The 17,571-nt window shown below is 40.0% G+C and carries 11 protein-coding genes; 7 read left to right on the top strand and 4 right to left on the bottom strand.

Annotated elements, in window-relative coordinates:
- Positions 1 to 84: 84 nt before the first annotated feature.
- From HNP77_RS07630 to metK, 3 genes are all read right to left on the bottom strand, one after another.
- Positions 85 to 4,389, bottom strand: a complete 4,305-nt coding sequence (locus HNP77_RS07630) for a hypothetical protein (protein WP_184652579.1) — start codon at positions 4,387 to 4,389, stop codon at positions 85 to 87.
- Between the two features lie 65 nt (positions 4,390 to 4,454).
- The gene (nth, locus tag HNP77_RS07625) at positions 4,455 to 5,087 is read right to left on the bottom strand and encodes an endonuclease III (protein WP_184652578.1); all 633 of its coding nucleotides are present in this window, start codon (positions 5,085 to 5,087) and stop codon (positions 4,455 to 4,457) included.
- Positions 5,088 to 5,105: 18 nt separating this feature from the next.
- Positions 5,106 to 6,311, bottom strand: a complete 1,206-nt coding sequence (gene metK / locus HNP77_RS07620) for a methionine adenosyltransferase (RefSeq protein ID WP_184652577.1) — start codon at positions 6,309 to 6,311, stop codon at positions 5,106 to 5,108.
- A gap of 278 nt (positions 6,312 to 6,589) precedes the next feature.
- Here metK and HNP77_RS07615 point away from each other — a divergent pair, with 278 nt between their 5' ends.
- Positions 6,590 to 6,898, top strand: a complete 309-nt coding sequence (locus tag HNP77_RS07615; RefSeq protein WP_184652576.1) for an isoamylase early set domain-containing protein — start codon at positions 6,590 to 6,592, stop codon at positions 6,896 to 6,898.
- A gap of 117 nt (positions 6,899 to 7,015) precedes the next feature.
- Positions 7,016 to 8,590 (top strand): ATP-binding cassette domain-containing protein, encoded by a 1,575-nt coding sequence (locus tag HNP77_RS07610; protein ID WP_221266550.1) that lies wholly within the window; start codon positions 7,016 to 7,018, stop codon positions 8,588 to 8,590.
- Positions 8,591 to 8,737: 147 nt separating this feature from the next.
- Here HNP77_RS07610 and HNP77_RS07605 read toward each other — a convergent pair whose 3' ends face one another.
- Positions 8,738 to 10,084: an MATE family efflux transporter gene (locus tag HNP77_RS07605; protein ID WP_184652575.1), complete on the bottom strand. Its 1,347-nt coding sequence runs from the start codon at positions 10,082 to 10,084 to the stop codon at positions 8,738 to 8,740.
- A 96-nt stretch (positions 10,085 to 10,180) separates the two neighbouring features.
- Here HNP77_RS07605 and HNP77_RS07600 point away from each other — a divergent pair, with 96 nt between their 5' ends.
- The 5 genes from HNP77_RS07600 to HNP77_RS07580 all read left to right on the top strand — a co-directional run bounded on the left by HNP77_RS07600 (position 10,181) and on the right by HNP77_RS07580 (position 17,558).
- Positions 10,181 to 12,319, top strand: coding sequence for an EAL domain-containing protein (locus HNP77_RS07600; protein ID WP_184652574.1), 2,139 nt, complete (start codon positions 10,181 to 10,183; stop codon positions 12,317 to 12,319).
- Between the two features lie 111 nt (positions 12,320 to 12,430).
- Positions 12,431 to 13,327 (top strand): 1-acyl-sn-glycerol-3-phosphate acyltransferase, encoded by an 897-nt coding sequence (locus tag HNP77_RS07595; protein WP_184652573.1) that lies wholly within the window; start codon positions 12,431 to 12,433, stop codon positions 13,325 to 13,327.
- Positions 13,320 to 14,273 (top strand): DNA-methyltransferase, encoded by a 954-nt coding sequence (locus HNP77_RS07590; protein ID WP_184652572.1) that lies wholly within the window; start codon positions 13,320 to 13,322, stop codon positions 14,271 to 14,273. Before HNP77_RS07595 ends, HNP77_RS07590 begins: the two co-directional genes overlap by 8 nt.
- 89 nt (positions 14,274 to 14,362) lie before the next feature.
- A complete protein-coding gene (locus tag HNP77_RS07585) occupies positions 14,363 to 15,538 on the top strand; it encodes a glycoside hydrolase family 88 protein (RefSeq protein ID WP_184652571.1) in 1,176 nt (391 codons plus the stop codon).
- A gap of 1 nt (position 15,539) precedes the next feature.
- Entirely contained in the window at positions 15,540 to 17,558 is a 2,019-nt protein-coding gene (locus HNP77_RS07580; protein WP_184652570.1) for a heparinase II/III family protein, read from the top strand.
- The last annotated feature ends 13 nt before the right edge of the window (positions 17,559 to 17,571 follow it).

The following is a 17,571-nucleotide window of genomic DNA, read 5'->3' as shown; positions in this document are numbered from 1 at the left end:
CCCTCGTAAAAAAATCTACAATTACATCTTAACAGATATCGGCAGAAATTTATAATAACTTTAGAGAAATTTTCATTCTTTTTTTTATTCACTGGCTGTAAACTTAACCCTCGGCCTTACATATCCGTTAGAGTCTCCCGCTATTGTATCAACAATAAACGTCCAGGCTGTACCGGCATCACCTTCCGAACCATTATTTTTACCAGTCTTGCAGTTTTTTAAGGTATTAGAACTTGACTGATTTCCAAACTGTTTGTCACTACCGGAGCCTATATTTCGACGGAAGCTGGAAAAACTTATCGTTATCAAATCTGAAGGTGAATTAAACACTCCTGTATACGAATAATCAGTGTCTTTCAGCGTACACCAGCAGCTCTGAGAAATACCGTATTTTCCACTTTCATAACTAAAAACAGTATTACCGTTTATTAATATAGCACCACGAACATCAAATCCACCGCTCGTACCAAAACCTGTTATCCAGGCTGCAAGTTCTCCATTTGCAGTTGCCTGCATGTAAAGAGTTATAGGCTTTATTTTTACAGATACTGTTTCAGAATACTCAGACTTACGGCAATACTGACGGGTTTGAGTAACACTAATCGTTTTTACAGTATCAGGATCAAGATGCCATCCGCTGGAAGCTGTAACAGTATCTCCTATTTTTACCTCAACCGTATTACCTTCATTACCGGCAGTTACATTAAAAGGCATACTGTCGTAAGTTTTATAACTGAATTTATAAATCGGATTTCCACTGGAGTCTCTGCCATTCTGAGTGCCTGTATAAGTAATCACAGGATCAGAAAGGACTCCCTGAACATAAATTTTACCAAGTTCAAATTCCCGCGATAAATATCCGGACTTTGAAACAGTAACCTCGATAACATGTGGTCCCTGTGCAATTGAACCATCCAGTTCTTCCCCGGTAAGTTCATCCACAACAGTTATTGAAACATCTGTATCATCTGTCTCGGCTGAATAATAAAGACATCCGCTTCCATCAGCAGCAAGATTTATATCATAAGCCGTATAATCCGAATAGCCGGACTCTTCCACACTTGTAGCGGCAGCAGCTGTTGTTAAACCAGAATCTGTATAGAAAGCAAGCTCCGGTGCTTTCAATGTCTGAACAACTTTTATCTTCTTTGTTATAGACAAAGAACCTGAACCAGACTGTGAAGTAACAGCGGTAATCGTATGTTCCCCAAGTCCAAAAGAAGCGGATACAGCACCAGAATAAGATGTTCCGTCTACACTGCCTGACAAAGATACATTTTCCTCATAACATAAAACACTGTAAGAAACTCTATCAGAAGCATTTTCAACTTCAACATACTCATACCCATAAGAATCAGAAAGTCCACTAAGTGCCGGAGTAAATTCAAATGTAGCAGACGGTACTTCAGAAAGACTGACATTGAATGAATAACGGCCGCGGGATGAATTTGTTGAATTAACACTAAAGTACTTATTCGATTTTAATGCCTTTAAGTTTCTTGTTGCATCTGACTGTCCGTAATTAACTGTTCCAAGGTCATCATTACTTGACCCCTTATCATAATCTTCTATTTTTGATGAATAAAAATAGAAAACAGAGTCAGGCGATTTTAAATACAGCGTATGGCCATCAGGATAAATCGTATGATTTTTAGAAACAGTTGTTCCTTTAGAAGCGGTATAGGCTTTTAATGTTACTTGAGAAGTATCTGTTGTTGCAGCATAGAAATATCCCTTCAGGTCAACATTATTACCGCCGTCAGTATTATATGCAGAGATTGTCCCAACAGAAAGAATTACAGGTTTAATACCGACGGTAAAGTTTTTACTTACACTTACACTCTCACATAAAGATTTTTCAACAGTTACTTCAAGACTATGCTCTCCCACAGCAAGTTCCTTACCTGTCATATTACCTGTATAAGTTGAACCGTCCAGAACTATTGTCATGGTGGAATTTTCACCCTGGTAAGTGTCATTTACATTCATCAGAAGATTGTCATAAGAAAGATAACTGAATAATATTTTACTTCCTGATTCAGAAGTCTTGTTTGTAAATTCAATTTCCGGTTCCGTAAGTTTTGGAACAACATAGAGTCTCTTTGTAACGCTGACCGGCAGACAATAATCCTTTGTCACTGTTGCCGTAACTGTCTTAAATCCCTCGCTGTATTCTGAAGCCAGTACTATTTCCTGAGAACTGCCGGTTGTTTTATTTCCATTTACAGAAACCGTAAGAGTAGAACCGGAAGATGAATATGTATTTGTAATCTCCGTCTTAAAGGAATCCGTATATTCAACTACATCAAAATCCATCTCACCGGATACAGCAGTCTGTCCATTAAATGTTCCGTCAGAACTGTATTCAACAGAAGGTTCCGTAAGTTTTGGAACAACATAGAACCTCTTTGTAACGCTGACCGGCAGACAATAATCCTTTGTCACTGTTGCCGTAACTGTCTTAAATCCCTCGCTGTATTCTGAAGCCAGTACTATTTCCTGAGAACTGCCGGTTGTTTTATTTCCATTTACAGAAACCGTAAGAGTAGAACCGGAAGATGAATATGTATTTGTAATCTCCATCTTAAAGGAATCCGTATATTCAACTACATCAAATTCTGCCTCACCGGATACAGCAGTCTGTCCGTTAAATACCCCGTCAGAACTGTACTCAACAGAAGGTTCCGTAAGTTTTGGAACAACATATACTTTTCTGGAAACTTCAACCGGAAGATAATTTTCTTTATATACAGTTGCAGTAATTTCATTAAATCCGTCTGCAAGAGTTTTTACAGTAGAACTTTCCGTTCCGTTAACAACAACTTTTACAGAAGAAGCCTCTTCAGGTTTTGTTACAATTACGTCAAGGCCACTGCCATTATACTCAAATACTTCATACTGTTCCCCGGACTTTTCTGCAGTTAATCCGTTTGCTTTTCCATTAGAAGCAAGTTCAATAGGAGCCCCGGACATTGTCTTTACTACACGAATTTTTTTAGTAATAACAGAATCCGTATAATAATCTTTTTGAACCGTAACAACCAAAGTATGATATCCTGCAAAAAGATTACCGGTCATATCCTGCTGTATTTCTTCTCCGTCAAGAGTTCCCGTAACCGTAGTACCTGAATCTGGAGAAGTAACGCTAAAGGCTACCGGCGTCTGTTCATCTGCAACTTCTATATATTCATAACCTTCAGAATCTGTATTTCCGTTAAAGCCAGGCTCAAACTCAAATTCCGCTTCTCTTAACGACCTTACAATCATTATCTTCTTAATGACAGTAATATCACGGCAGCTATCCATATGAACTGTTGCTGTAAGAATATGAGCACCGCAGGCAAGACTTCCCTCTGAATTTCCGCTGAAAGCTGCTCCGTCTACAGTTCCGGTAAGCTCTACCCCAGGTTCTTCCGCGCTTATGCAGTATGTAACTTCATCAGATTCTTCTGCAACTTCTATATATTCATAACCGTCGTCATCTTTTTTCTGATTATATTCTTTACTAAACTCGATTTCCGGTTCAAGAAGCGTATGCAGTCCAAGCCCAGGAGCAGTAGAAATTACAGAAGCTTTTAATCCGCGGGGACCATATACCTGAACACAATACTCATACAGAAGATTTTCTTCCTGCTCATCAAAATAATAAATAAACTTACTGTCCGGAAAATTTTTATTATCTTCCAGGGCAAGCATTTTTGTACCCTTATAAATTAAACTTCCGTCTTCTTCCCTGAGATAATAACTCAATTCATAAGTAGAACCGGCATTTCTTTTTAAAGTCATGTCCGTCAGTTCAAAAGACACATAATGCCTTCCGTCAATCAGTCCTGAAGGTACATACAGATTAGAAACATTATCCGGCGGAGTATTCTGAATGAATTTTGCTGAAACAAAAAGTTCCGGATTAGCTTCCCGCAACTGCTCTTCTCCCAGCTCAACTCGATTTTCAGGCCAGAGGCAGCCTTCAAGAAAAATTTCTTCTCCTTCATAATCATCCGAAAGTTCTGCAGTAATTCTTATAAGGTCTGGCGTAATATTTTCTTCCGTCCACTCCGTACAGGTTACAGTTTCAGAATCTTTCTTTAAGCAAAAACAGTTCCCGTCCCTGCTGAGAAGTTTATGCTCCTTAGGATTTATACATACAACATCTATCTGAACTCTGTCCCTGGCTGCAAGGTTTACAATTCCATTAATGACAGTATTTTCTGAACCATATTCAACTTTTGCAAACTGACATGTCTGCGACCAGTATTCAAAATAACCGTTTACAGGTTTATCAACATCCGGATCTAAAAGCGTATTAAAATCACAGGAAAACAATATAATTGAAGCGACTGTTAAAAATATAAAGAAAATCCACTTTTTGTAAAAATAACACACCTTCATAAGTATATTATACACGACAAAAAAAAATCTGCGTCCTATCCAAAAGGGTAGTTTTTTTACTTTTTTTACTGATTATGAAGGCAGATATCACTTATAAGACACTGCCCGCACAGGGGATTTCTTGCCTTACATACATAGCGGCCATGAAGAATCAGCCAGTGATGGGCATGCTCCATGAATTTTGAAGGAATACGCTCTACCAGAGAAGTTTCTATCTGTTCCGGGGTAGAACCTTCAGCAAGACCAATCTTCGGGCAAATTCTCATTAAATGCGTATCCACCGGCATGACAGGCTTATGAAAAACCACATTCAGAACTACATTTGCAGTTTTTCGGCCAACCCCGCTTAAAGTCATGAGTTCATCTCTTGTTGAAGGAACTTCTCCGTTAAAATCTTCTATTAACTTACGGCAGAGTTCAATAACATGTTTTGCTTTTGATTTATAAAGTCCAATGGATTTTATATAAGGTATAAGGCCCTCTTCTCCAAGGGCAAGAATTTTCTGAGGAGTATCAGCTACAGCATAAAGTTTTTCTGTCGCAATATTTACGCTTTTATCCGTAGCCTGAGCGGAAAGAACAACTGCCACCAGAAGAGTAAAAGGTGAAGTCCATTTCAGTTCTGACTGAGGATTTGGATTTACCTTCATGAACCGGTTGAAAACTTCTTCAATTTCACTTTCTGACAGCAGTTTCATATTTTTATTTACAGTCTTTTATTTTACAGCTTCTTTAAGTGCCTGAACTTTATCAGTATTTTCCCAAGGGAAACCTTCTCTTCCGAAGTGACCGTAACTTGCAGTCTTACGATAAATAGGCTGCTTAAGGTTAAGAGTTTCAGAAATTCCTGCAGGAGTACAATCAAAAACTTTTTCTACAGCAGCCTCAATTTTCTGGCGGGCAACCTTTTCTGTACCGAAAGTTTCTACCATAACTGAAACCGGGAACGGAACACCGATTGCATAGGCAAGTTCTACTTCCGCACGGTCAGAAAGACCTGCAGCAACAATATTCTTTGCAATATAGCGGGCCATGTAAGCTGCTGAACGGTCTACTTTAGAAGGATCCTTTCCACTGAAAGCACCGCCTCCATGACGACCCATTCCGCCATAAGTATCAACGATAATCTTACGTCCTGTAAGACCTGCATCCCCGTCCGGACCACCTGTAACAAAACGGCCTGTCGGGTTTATATAGTATTTTGTATTTTCATCAAGAAGTCCTGTTGGTTCAAGAACAGGTTTAATAATTCTTTCTATAATAGCAGTCTCAATTTCTTCATGAGAAACTGAATCTTCATGCTGATGAGAAACAACGACTGTATCAATTCTTACCGGCTTAAAACCGTCATACTCAATGGTAACCTGAGATTTAGCATCAGGACGAAGCCATTTTATTGCCCCTGAATGACGAAGTTCATGAGCTTTAAGAAGAATCTGATGTGAATAATAAACCGGAGCAGGCATAAGTGAAGGAGTTTCATTACATGCAAAACCAAACATCATTCCCTGATCACCGGCACCCTGCTTTCCTTCATATTCATCAAGACCTTTTCCTACAACTCCCTGATTAATGTCTGCGGACTGTGCATGAAGACGGTTTTCAAAAATGCAGTTTTTTCCGTCCAGACCCTTTTCTGCTGAATCATAACCGATATCAAGGGCAACCTGGCGGGCAATTTTTTCTACATTTGAATTAAATTCATCAAGATTTACTTTTGGATCCTGAAAACCTATTTCTCCGCCTACGAGAATAAAATTTGTCGTAGAAAAAGTTTCGCAGGCAACATGGGCATTTTTATCAAGGGAAAGTGCATAATCAAGAATTGCATCTGAAACCTGATCGCAAAGCTTGTCAGGATGTCCTTCTCCAACTGATTCTGATGTAAATAAATAGTGATTTTTGTTTAAGACAGCGCTCATAATAGAGCCTCCCTTTTAGCAAGATTTACTGCATTCATACGAAGCAGTTACCGCTCTGCAATTTGGATAAATCGGCGGCTGATTTGAATGTTCAAGAACTATACAATATGAAAGAGTTAAATTCAAGTAAAGCACTTCTTTTAAAACTTTTTTTGAAAAATTTTCTTATGAAAAGGATTGCAGAAACACCACAGACTACTTTAAATATTGCAAATTTAAATTATTGATATTATAATTTTTTATTATTAAAGAAAGTTACAAATTTAAAGGAGTTTTGCATGGCTTTAAAGAAATCCTATTCAAAGGACAAAGTTACCTGCAACGTAACATTTTCTGTTTCTAAGGATGCTGCGCATGGTGCAGAAACTATAACAGTTGCCGGTGATTTTAATGGTTGGAGCAGCACTGAAACACCTCTCAAAAAAGGAAAAGACGGAACATTCTCCGTAAAAGTACCGCTTGAGGCTGGTAAGGAATATCAGTTCCGCTATCTCTTAGACGGCAAGCAGTGGGAAAATGATTGGGCAGCAGATAAGTACATCCCGGCTCCTTTCTCTCATACAGATAATTCTGTTGTAATCTGCTAGAAAATAATACTTCTGTTACTTACAAAGAATTTTCATACGAAAAGTCGCTTCACTTAGAGGCGGCTTTTTTTTATTATAAAGACACGCATATAATCTAAAAATAAAGAAGGCTGTATTATGGAAAACCTCATTCAGATAAAAAACTGTTCCGTTCAAAAAAACTCTGTACACATTCTGGAAAACCTTAATTTTGAAATGCACGGTACGGAAGCATGGCTCATTACAGGTCCTAACGGCGGAGGAAAAGCTGCTTTTGTAGACGCTCTTTCCGGCAAGGCAGAATTCTGCACTGAATCAAAAGATTCCTGTTTTAATTCTCAGTTCGGAGACAGCGTGGCTGTAGTTTCCCTTGAAGCAGCAGCTTCTTTAATAGAAGAAGAACGTATGCGTGACGAAAGCGAATACATGGATAAAGAAGACATCGGAAGAACGGGAAGACAGTACATCTGTGAAGTATTAGGAGGTTCCTCAAAAAAAGGTGCTCCCCTGCCCCCTGTTGCCTCGAGACTTGAAACCTTCCCGCAGATAAAGCTCTGTGGCGTAGAAAAAATACTGGACCGGGGACTAAGATATATGTCCACAGGAGAAATAAGGCGAACCCTTTTATGCAGGGCTCTTCTTTCCGGATGCAGGCTGCTCATTTTAAGCGATCCCTTTGCAGGACTTGATGCAGAAAGCCGGCGCATACTCCTGGAATTTTTTGATACCCTTTCTCACAGACAGACAAATGCCCAGGAAAACGGTGGATTTCCTACAATTATATTGTGCATGGAACGCTTTCATGAAATTCCTGACAGCATAAACCGGGTACTGGAGTTTAAAGACAAAAAAATATCTTTCTGCGGCAGCCGTGATGAATACGAAACCCTTGTAAAAGAAAGAAGGGCTAAAAAAGCTCTTGAGCGGGAAAAAACAAAAACAGAATTCCTTAATGAATTAAAAACCATACGGGAACAGAGCCATGCCCTTTCTCCGGCAGAAGATTCTGATGAAGAAAGCCTTATCAGTTTTGAAAACGTAAACGTAGGCTGGGAAGATCATCACGTTCTGGTAAACCTTAACTGGGAAATAAAGAAGGGCGTACACTGGCTTATCCGCGGACCAAACGGTTCTGGAAAAACAACTATTCTTGAGCTTATAACCGGAGACAACATGCAGGTATTCCGGGAAAACATAAAAATCTTCGGTAAAAGACGGGGTTCCGGAGAAACAATCTGGGATATAAAACGCAGGCTGGGCATTGTAAGCTACAGGCTTCACGTTGAATACAGAATGGTAGGCGGAACAACTCTGGAAAACGTAATAATCTCCGGTTTCAAAGACAGCATCGGTCTTTATGAAATCCCAACCGACTTTGAAAAAGCAACCGCAAGGGCATGGCTTAAGCTTGCAGGCTTTTCCGGAAGGGAAAACGAAACTTTTTCTTCATTAAGTTACGGAGAACAGAGGGCAATCCTCATAATAAGGGCAGCCGTAAAGAATCCAAAAGTCCTTATACTTGATGAACCCTGCCACGGCCTTGATGAAGACTACAGGACAAAACTTCTTGACCTTATCGAAACCGTTGCAGAAACAGGAACTACTACCCTGCTTCATGTAACCCATGATCCGTCAGAAGTACGCCCATGTGAAAAACACATTCTGGAACTTCATCCGGGCGAAACTCCTATGTTCAGGATCATAGAAAACTAAAATACGTCTGGTCAAGGCACGTTTCACTTAAAGCCTTGACACAGCCGTTTTTAGGTTTTGTATTAAAACCTAAATACGTCGAGTCAAGGCACGCTAACGCTTAAAGCCTTGACTTCGCCGTTTTGAGGGTTTGTACTACCCCCTCAATCAGACCACCCTGCGGTTTTTCCAGCTGCCTTTCTGCCAGCGTATGAATACGACTACTGCCCTGAAAATTTCATCAGCAGCCATTCCCATCCATACTCCGGCCAGCCCGAAGCCGCAGAATATTCCAAAGAACCAGGAAGCTCCTATGGAAATTCCCCACATGGAAGCAATTCCAAGTATTACAGGGAACAGAATATCTCCTGCAGCCCTCATGCTTCTTATAACAACATAATTTGTGACCCTTCCTATTTCCAGGAACAGGGCAACAAGCATAACGCCGCTTCCTATTTTTATTATTGATGCATTTTCTGTAAACAAAGAAAGAGTATACGGAGAAATAATCCAGTTTATACCGGCAACCCCAATGGTAATTATCATTGCCCACAGAAGACACTTCATTACTTTTTTATACGCATATTCATAGCGGCCGGCACCTACAGCATGCCCCGTAATTATAGAAACTGCATTTGCAATTGAATTGGAGAACACCGTAGAAAAACCTGTAAGAATAGTACAATACGCTTTAGCCGTAACAGAATCCGGTCCCAGCATATTTACAAATACAGCTATAACCGTTACAGAACCTGTATAAGAAAAACTTTCTCCCGCTGCAGGAATTCCCAGTTTTATCATCTTAAAAAGCAGACTCTTTGGAAAAGGAATAAAATGCTTTAAAGAAAATCTTCCGCCTATGATTTTATAGAAAAAAATAAGACACAGAATAAGTCCGATTATATGACTTGCCGACGTAGATGCAGCAACTCCGGCAATTCCCATGTTGAGGCGTTTAAGCGGACCATACAGGAACATGTAGTTACCGGCAATATTAAGGATATTCATAACGAACATTACTATCATCCCAAAGAACGTCCGGCCATTGCAGTTAAAAATCTGGCTGCAAATGCCTACCGCAGCATTTGCAAAAAGGAAAAGACTGACGATTTTCATGTAAGAAACGGCATCATCTATCATTACATCCGGAACTTTAATAACTGCCAGCAGCTGTCTTGAAAAGAAAGTAAGGATAAGTGAAATAAAGAGACTTATAAAAACATTAAAGGCAACTGACAGGGAATAAATCTGATTCATCTCTGAAGAAGACTTTCCTGCCCCCAGATACTGAGAAATTATTACGCCGGAAGCACTGCTTATTACACAAAATGCAAGAAGTAAAAAACCGATTATCTGATTTGCATTTCCCAAAGCACCTACTGCATTGTCTGAATAATGACTGACCATAATGGTGTCAACATATCCGAGAAACATAGACAGCAGCTGCTGTACAAACATTGGCCAGGCCAGTCTTACTACAGACAAGCCTCTGTTTTCTGCTGAATTTTCATTCATAAACGTGCATACTAAACTTTCGATAGGTAAAGTCAATACTTTATTAAAAAAAAATTAAAAAATGAATTTCTAAATATTTGGGGTTATAATGTTTATGTGCGCAGAACAAAATTAAGTTCTAAAGTATCAATTTCTTCCTCTCAGAAAAAACTCCTGACATTCATAGCAGTGATCAGCTTTATTTTTCAGGCACTTTCCATGCACCTGATGTATAAAACCAATCATCAGGAACAAATCGACAATGCCAAAATCTACGGAGAAAGTGTTGCTTCAGGAATAAAACTGATAGTAAATTCCAGCCTCTACATTACCCAGTCAATGGAAAACCTTTACCTTCACAACAGAAAGCCTTTTCTTGATGAATTTGACATGTACTGTACCGGGCTTGGAAAAAGCACCCCCTCTGCAAGCGAATTCTTCATTGCTCCCTGCGGAATAATCTCCCATGCATGGCCGGAAGAGATAAAAGACTCAACAATCGGCTTTAACTTGATTAAAGATACTGAACTGGGAGAAAAATCCGTTCAGGCAATTTCTACCAGAGAAATTACTGTTGCCGGTCCGAATATCCTCAAAAACGGAAAAACAGGCTTTATCATAAGAAATCCTATTTTTACCAACGGTAAATTTGAAGCTTTTTCGGTAGTCGTACTGGACTGGAATAAGTTTGTACAGCAGATTATTTCAGAAGTAGACACATCTGCTTCTGAATACGACTTCGGTGTATGGAAAAAGAACAACAGACATACTTATACCGATGAATACGGTTTTATCTTTACAGACTGCAATGCAGATGTTTCAAAAGATCTCAGCATAAAAATACCTGTTCCGAATGACATCTGGTACCTTTCTGTAGAACCTGTATCCGGCTGGATTACATGGAAAGACATGATTCCGGAAACACTGGTTTCTCTGGCGCTGACAGTTCTTGTCATACTTCTCTTCTATATAAGAATGCGTGATACAGCAAAAAAGTTTTACGCCTTTGAACACGACAAACTGACTGGAGTGTTAAACAGGGAAGGATTCTTTGAAGAAGCAAAAAAAATCCTCAAAAACAATCCTGAAAAAAGTTACGACGTACTTTTAGGAGACATAAATAATTTTAAAATGCTCAACAGTATTTACGGAACGGCTGTTGCAGACAAATTACTGAAATATCTTGCTGTTGAATTTAAAAAACTTGAGCCTTACGGAATCATAGGCCGGTATGGAGGTGATTCATTTATTTCTCTGTTCCCTACCAGCAGGCGGAATTCTAAAGATGTATTTCTTGAAAACTCAAAAAATATAATCAGTAATGCACCGATAAAAAACTTTAAAATCAATTATGGATTCTACGGCAATATCGATCACACTCTTCCAATAAACACAATATGTGACAGAGTCCTGTTTGCAGCAAAAAGCATTAAACGGAACTATGAAGTGCATTTTGCAAACTATAACGGACCCGTAAGTAAAATTCACATGAAAGAGCAGCTTCTTGAATCTTCGTTTTCTGATGCACTGGCCGCAGATGAATTCAAGGTTTGGTTTCAGCCTAAATTTTCTGCAGACGAAGAGAAACTTGTAGGGGCTGAAGCACTTGTGCGATGGATCCAGAAAGACGGTACTGTGATTCCTCCTGTAGATTTCATACCTCTTTTTGAAAGAAACGGTCTTATAGTAAAGCTTGATGAATACGTATTCACTGCAGTATGTTCACTTATAAGACGGAGACAGGAAGAAGGAAAGAAAATCATTCCAATTTCGATTAACGTATCCAGAGCAAGCCTTCATCACAGCGGTCTCATTCAGAAATACAAGGAAATTATAAAAAGCAACAGCATTCTGCCTGATTATGTTCCTCTTGAACTTACAGAAACCTATGAAAGCAGCAACCTTAAACTCAAGGAACTTACTGCAACGCTTAAGCAGGAAGGTTTTAAAATTCACATGGATGATTTTGGAACAGGCCTTTCATCTTTAAGCTGTCTCAATCTTCTGCCCTTTGACGTAATAAAACTTGATAAAAGCCTTATTGATTTTATAGGAAATGACGGTGGAGATGAAATTCTGCGTCATACTATAGAACTTGCCCATTTTAAAAAAATGAACGTCGTAGCAGAAGGTGTAGAAACAGAAGAACAGCTGGACTTCTTAAGAAAGCTTCACTGTGACATAATCCAGGGATATTATTTTTCGAAACCCCGTCCCTATGATGATTTCATTCAATTCATCGATGACCGGCTGTAAACACCTGCGTTCTAATGAGGCAGTCACAAGTATTGCGCTGTCTGATTGACATGAACGCTTTAATCATTTTAAAATTGAATTTAACTTTTAATAAAATCAATCGAGGGATTTATGGAAAAAGCTCCTTTATACAAGCGATATGCAAGTTCTTTTGACAAGCTCAGCAAACTTTCTCATGCTGCAGCAAAAATAGACGAAACAAATGTCTATCAGGTTGCAAATCCTGAAACAAGAAAAATCATGGACATGCTTGTAGAAGACAATACTCTTCCTGAAAGCCATCTTGAAGGAATAGAAAACTTTGAAAAATTCTATGATCTTGTTCAGTCAGGAAAAAGTGGTCTGATTCTCATGGAACATTATTCAAATACAGACCTTCCTTCATTCTGTTACATGCTTGAAAAATCAGGAAATCCTAAAGTGGCAGACCTTTCAAAAAGAATTGTTGCCATTGCCGGCATGAAACTCAATGAAGCAGATCCTACTGTACGTGCTTTTGCAGAAAGTTTTACCCGTGTAGTTATTTATCCTACCCGCTCACTGGACAAAAAAGAAGCCGATGCTGCAACAGAAGAAGAAGCTAAGGCAGAAGAACAGAAAGCCCGCAAAATAAATATGGCTGCAATGCGTGCCATGACTGAGTGTAAGAAACGTGGAGAAGTAATTCTTGTATTCCCGAGCGGTACACGTTATCGTCCGGGACATCCGGAAACAAAACGTGGTCTTAAAGAAATTGACAGTTACCTTCGTCTTTTTGACGTAGTCCTTCTTGTTACAATCAACGGTTCAATTCTTGAAATTCAGGATGAAAACATGCTTAATGACCTCTGTGCACCGGCAGTAACAATCTTTGGTGCTCATGAAGTAATTGAATGCAAGCCGTTCAGAGATCAGTATCTGGCATCCCTTCCTGCTGACGAAAGTGATCCTAAACAGAAGATGATTGATCATGTAATGGAACTTCTTGAAAAGCAGCACAACGAAATCGAATCAAAAAAGAATGGCTAAGTCCCAGCGTAATAAAACTCTGGATATATCTGTTGAAGAAGGAAAAGACTTCTTCGACAGATGCCTTACCTTTTCTGACCAGAGCGATTTCTCTTCAATAAAAGAAGTTAAAAATATAACTGACAGGACAATCTGTGCAGACACTCTGAAAATAATGGAGAACCTGCCGGAAAATTTTGTCAGTCTTGCCATAATTGATCCTCCCTATAACCTTAACAAAACCTATGCAGAAAAAAAGTTTTCTGCTACCGACAGAAAATCTTACTATCAGTACACCCTTAACTGGCTGAACAGACTTCTTCCCCTGCTGAAAAAAGACGCTTCATTTTACATTTGCTGCGACTGGAAAAGTTCCATGGTTATTGCAGACGTGCTCTGTGCCCTTGAGGATGAAAAACGGCTTATAATACAGAACCGGATCACCTGGCAGAGAGAAAAAGGCCGGGGAGCTAAAGCAAACTGGAAAAACTCTATGGAAGACATCTGGTTCTGCACCGTAAGCGACAGCTTTACATTCAATATAGACAGAGTAAAACTAAGACGGAAAGTCATAGCCCCTTATAAAGTAAACGGCATTCCTAAAGACTGGAACGAAAACGAAGACGGAAACTTCAGGGATACCTGCCCCGGAAACTTCTGGGATGATATTTCAATTCCTTTCTGGAGCATGGCAGAAAATACAGCCCACCCTACTCAAAAACCGGAAAAACTCATTGCAAAAATGATTCTTGCCTCAAGTAATGAAGGGGACTTTATTTTTGACCCTTTTCTAGGAAGCGGCACAACCAGTGTTACTGCAAAAAAACTGAACCGTCACTATCTTGGCGTTGAACAAAGCCCCCAGTTCTGTACCTGGGCAGAAAAACGCCTTGCCGATGCAGAAAGGGACAAATCCATTCAGGGATACAGCGATGGGGTCTTCTGGGAAAGAAACAGCGGAAAATAACCTGCCTCTTAAATAAAATTTGATATCACTTTTTATAATCTAATATCACACTTGCATTACTACCGATTTAGGTTTACAGTTAAAGCATTATGATTAGAGACAATTCCCCGGTTTTAACCGATGAAGAAGCCCGTGCAGCTTTAGAAAAATGCATTGAACAGGTTCGCCGCAATCTTGGCGAATTCACCACAAGTTCTCAGAATCATTCCAGCGTGAATAACTTTTATCCTCAGTGTAAAAATGATCAGTGGACTACAGGATTCTGGCCTGGAGAAATCTGGCTGGCTTATGAATACACAAAAGACGAGGCTTTTAAAAATGCCGCCCTTGAGCATGTAAAAAGCATGAACTACAGAATTGAAAACAAAATTTCTGTTGATCACCACGATATGGGATTTTTATATTCCCCAAGCTGTGTTGCAGCCTGGAAACTTATAAAAAGCGATATGGGAAGAAGTGCAGCCATAAAAGCAGCCGACCAGCTTATTTCCAGATTCCAGACAAAAGGAAACTTCATTCAGGCATGGGGCGCTCTTGGAGAAAAAGACAACTACAGGTATATAGTAGACTGTCTTCTTAACACTCCCCTTCTTTACTGGGCCAGCAGGGAAACGGGCGATAAAAAGTATGCAGAAATCGCACGCCTTCATACCCAGACATGTATGAAAAATTCCATCCGGGCAGACGGCTCTACCTTCCATACCTTCTTTATGGACTGCGAGACAGGAGCACCTCTTTACGGAAGAACCTGTCAGGGATATGCAGATGATTCTGTGTGGGCCAGAGGACAGAGCTGGGGCGTATACGGTTCCTCCCTTGCCTACCGCTATGACCGCAATGAGGAATACCTTAAAGCTTTCCACCGCACTGCAGACTTTTATCTTTCCCGCCTTCCGGAAGACAACGTTCCTTACTGGGACATGATTTTTAACGATGACAATGCTGTTCACGACGGAGAAACTGAACCAAGGGATTCTTCTTCTGACTGTATCGTTGCCTGCGGACTTCTGGACATGGCTTCTCAGACAGGAGACAAAGAACTTGAAAGAAAAGCAAGAGTTCTTCTTAAGGCTCTTGTTGATAAATATGCAGTAAAAGATTTCTCTAAATCAAACGGCCTTCTCCTTCACGGAACCTACAGTAAAAAATCACCGTACAATACCTGTACACCTGAAGGCGTTGATGAATGTACATCATGGGGAGACTACTTCTACATGGAAGCTCTTACCCGCATTGTAAATCCGGCATGGGAGTTGTATTGGTAAAATGGACGTAAACAAATTCTTTAATCAGGGAAGAAAATTCTTTTTTAATGACAGGGAACTTACCGCAGAATATGTAAAAAATAACTGTAAGGAAGAACTTGCCCACGTAATGAGAGTTGCCGATGAAGTTTGCCGGCAGGAATTCAAATTCGATTTAAGATGGGACATGGAGCAGACTGTAGAACCGGTTGTCTTTAAAGATAAAATTGACTGGCTCTACATGCCTGGTGATGACCCGGAATTTATCTATGCCTTTAACCGCATGAGATTCTGGATATGTCTCGGTCAGGCATATGCAGTTACAAAAGACGAAAAATATGCAGAAACTTTCGTAAACCAGCTTTCAGGATGGATAGAAACCGTTCCCCACATTCCAGAAAATGATAAGGCCTGGCGTACTCTTGAAACAGGACTCCGTATGGAATACTGGATTAAGGCAATGATGTACTTTAAAGGAAGCCCTGCAATCACTGGGGAAGTAATGGACAAATTTGTTGCCAGCATGACGGAACATGCAGAATTCATTATGTCCGTATGGAACTGGTACAACATGATGAGCAACTGGGGCGTAATGGCAAACCACGGGCTTTTTGTTGCAGGCGTAATGCTTCCGGAAACAGAGCGTACAAAAGAATATGTAAAGACTGCAATCAAACGGCTTGATACGGAAATAAGACTTCAGGTATACGATGACGGTGCACAGTGGGAACAGAGCCCTATGTACCATAATGAAGTAACCCAGCTTTTCTATACCGTCGTAATTCTTGCAGAAAGAAACGGAATTGAACTGCCGGAAGGTTTCAGTGAACGCGTGCACAAAATGGCCCTTGCAAACGTATACTGGCAGAAACCGAACGGAGAAGAAATTTCCAACGGCGACAGTGATGAAATTGATGTCCGGGACGTTACAACCATAGGAGCAGCTTTCTTCCATGATCCTGTTCTTAAAGGCAGCGGCTATCCTGAATTAGACTTTGATTCAGCATGGGAAGTAGGAGCTGAACTTGCCGAAGAATATAAAAACATGAAGGCTGAACATCCTCAATCCCTTACACTTGCACTGGCAGATTCAGGAAACATCTACATGAGAAGCGGATGGACAGAAAAAGATACTTTCCTTCATTTCCACTGCGGAACTTTGGGAGCAGGTCACGGTCATTCAGACCAGCTTCACATTGACCTGTATGCAAATGAAGAAGACATTCTCATGGATTCAGGACGCTACACTTACGTTAATAAGCCTGAACGTTTTGAATTTAAAGATGCAGCCGCCCACAACACAACAATAATTGACGGAGCAAGCTGCTACAATTACATCGACAGCTGGGAATGTTCTCATCTTGACCGTGCAGTAAACAGAGCCTGCAAGGACTTTAAGAAATATGCCTATGCAGAAGGTGGACACATAGGATACATGACAAATGAAAAAGGCGGAGTATTTGCAAACCGTCGTGTCATTTACCTTAAGCCGGACATCTTCATTCTTGCAGACGAATTCTACACGAACGGAAACCACAGTTATCAGAATTTCCTTCACTTCAACAACAAAGGAAAACTTTCTGAGACTGGATCCGGCAACTGGAAATACTCCAGCAGCAAAAATGAAGCACAGATTCTTTTACTTGCACCTGACGCCTGCACAAAGAAAACAGCAACAAGACTTTCCCGCCATTACAATGCAGTAGAAAATAACGAAACTCTGGAAACTCAGTGGAATGCAAAAGGCTCTTCCTTTATGTTTACAGTAATCTCCCTTAACAGGGCAGGCAGTTTTGAAGAAACAAAAGTACAGCTCATTCCATTACGTTCCAATTTCAAGAACTGGACCTTTAAGGATTCACAGCTTCAGGCTCTTAAAATCACAAAGGGCTCAAAAGATTATGTAGTAGTTGTTGCTCACGAAGAATACGCCACACCGACAGATACATACCTTGTTGACGGATGCATCGGTTTTGGAAACGTAACAGTATTTGATAAAGCAGCCGGCGAAACAGAAATCGGAACAATGCTTAACGTATAATTCATTCACAAAG

It is taken from the genome of Treponema rectale, from assembly GCF_014202035.1.
Taxonomy (GTDB): domain Bacteria; phylum Spirochaetota; class Spirochaetia; order Treponematales; family Treponemataceae; genus Treponema_D; species Treponema_D rectale.
Note: the sequence above shows the minus strand (reverse complement) of the source record. Positions and strands in the feature narration are given on the sequence as shown.

Excerpts from the sequence above, each read along its gene's own strand:
- HNP77_RS07595 (WP_184652573.1), top strand. The coding sequence starts at position 12,431 with ATGGAAAAAGCTCCTTTATACAAGCGATATGCAAGTTCTTTTGACAAG.
- HNP77_RS07605 (WP_184652575.1), bottom strand. The coding sequence starts at position 10,084 with ATGAATGAAAATTCAGCAGAAAACAGAGGCTTGTCTGTAGTAAGACTG.
- HNP77_RS07580 (WP_184652570.1), top strand. The coding sequence starts at position 15,540 with ATGGACGTAAACAAATTCTTTAATCAGGGAAGAAAATTCTTTTTTAAT.
- HNP77_RS07590 (WP_184652572.1), top strand. The coding sequence starts at position 13,320 with ATGGCTAAGTCCCAGCGTAATAAAACTCTGGATATATCTGTTGAAGAA.
- metK (WP_184652577.1), bottom strand. The coding sequence starts at position 6,311 with ATGAGCGCTGTCTTAAACAAAAATCACTATTTATTTACATCAGAATCA.
- HNP77_RS07585 (WP_184652571.1), top strand. The coding sequence starts at position 14,363 with ATGATTAGAGACAATTCCCCGGTTTTAACCGATGAAGAAGCCCGTGCA.
- HNP77_RS07630 (WP_184652579.1), bottom strand. The coding sequence starts at position 4,389 with ATGAAGGTGTGTTATTTTTACAAAAAGTGGATTTTCTTTATATTTTTA.
- nth (WP_184652578.1), bottom strand. The coding sequence starts at position 5,087 with ATGAAACTGCTGTCAGAAAGTGAAATTGAAGAAGTTTTCAACCGGTTC.
- HNP77_RS07610 (WP_221266550.1), top strand. The coding sequence starts at position 7,016 with ATGGAAAACCTCATTCAGATAAAAAACTGTTCCGTTCAAAAAAACTCT.
- HNP77_RS07615 (WP_184652576.1), top strand. The coding sequence starts at position 6,590 with ATGGCTTTAAAGAAATCCTATTCAAAGGACAAAGTTACCTGCAACGTA.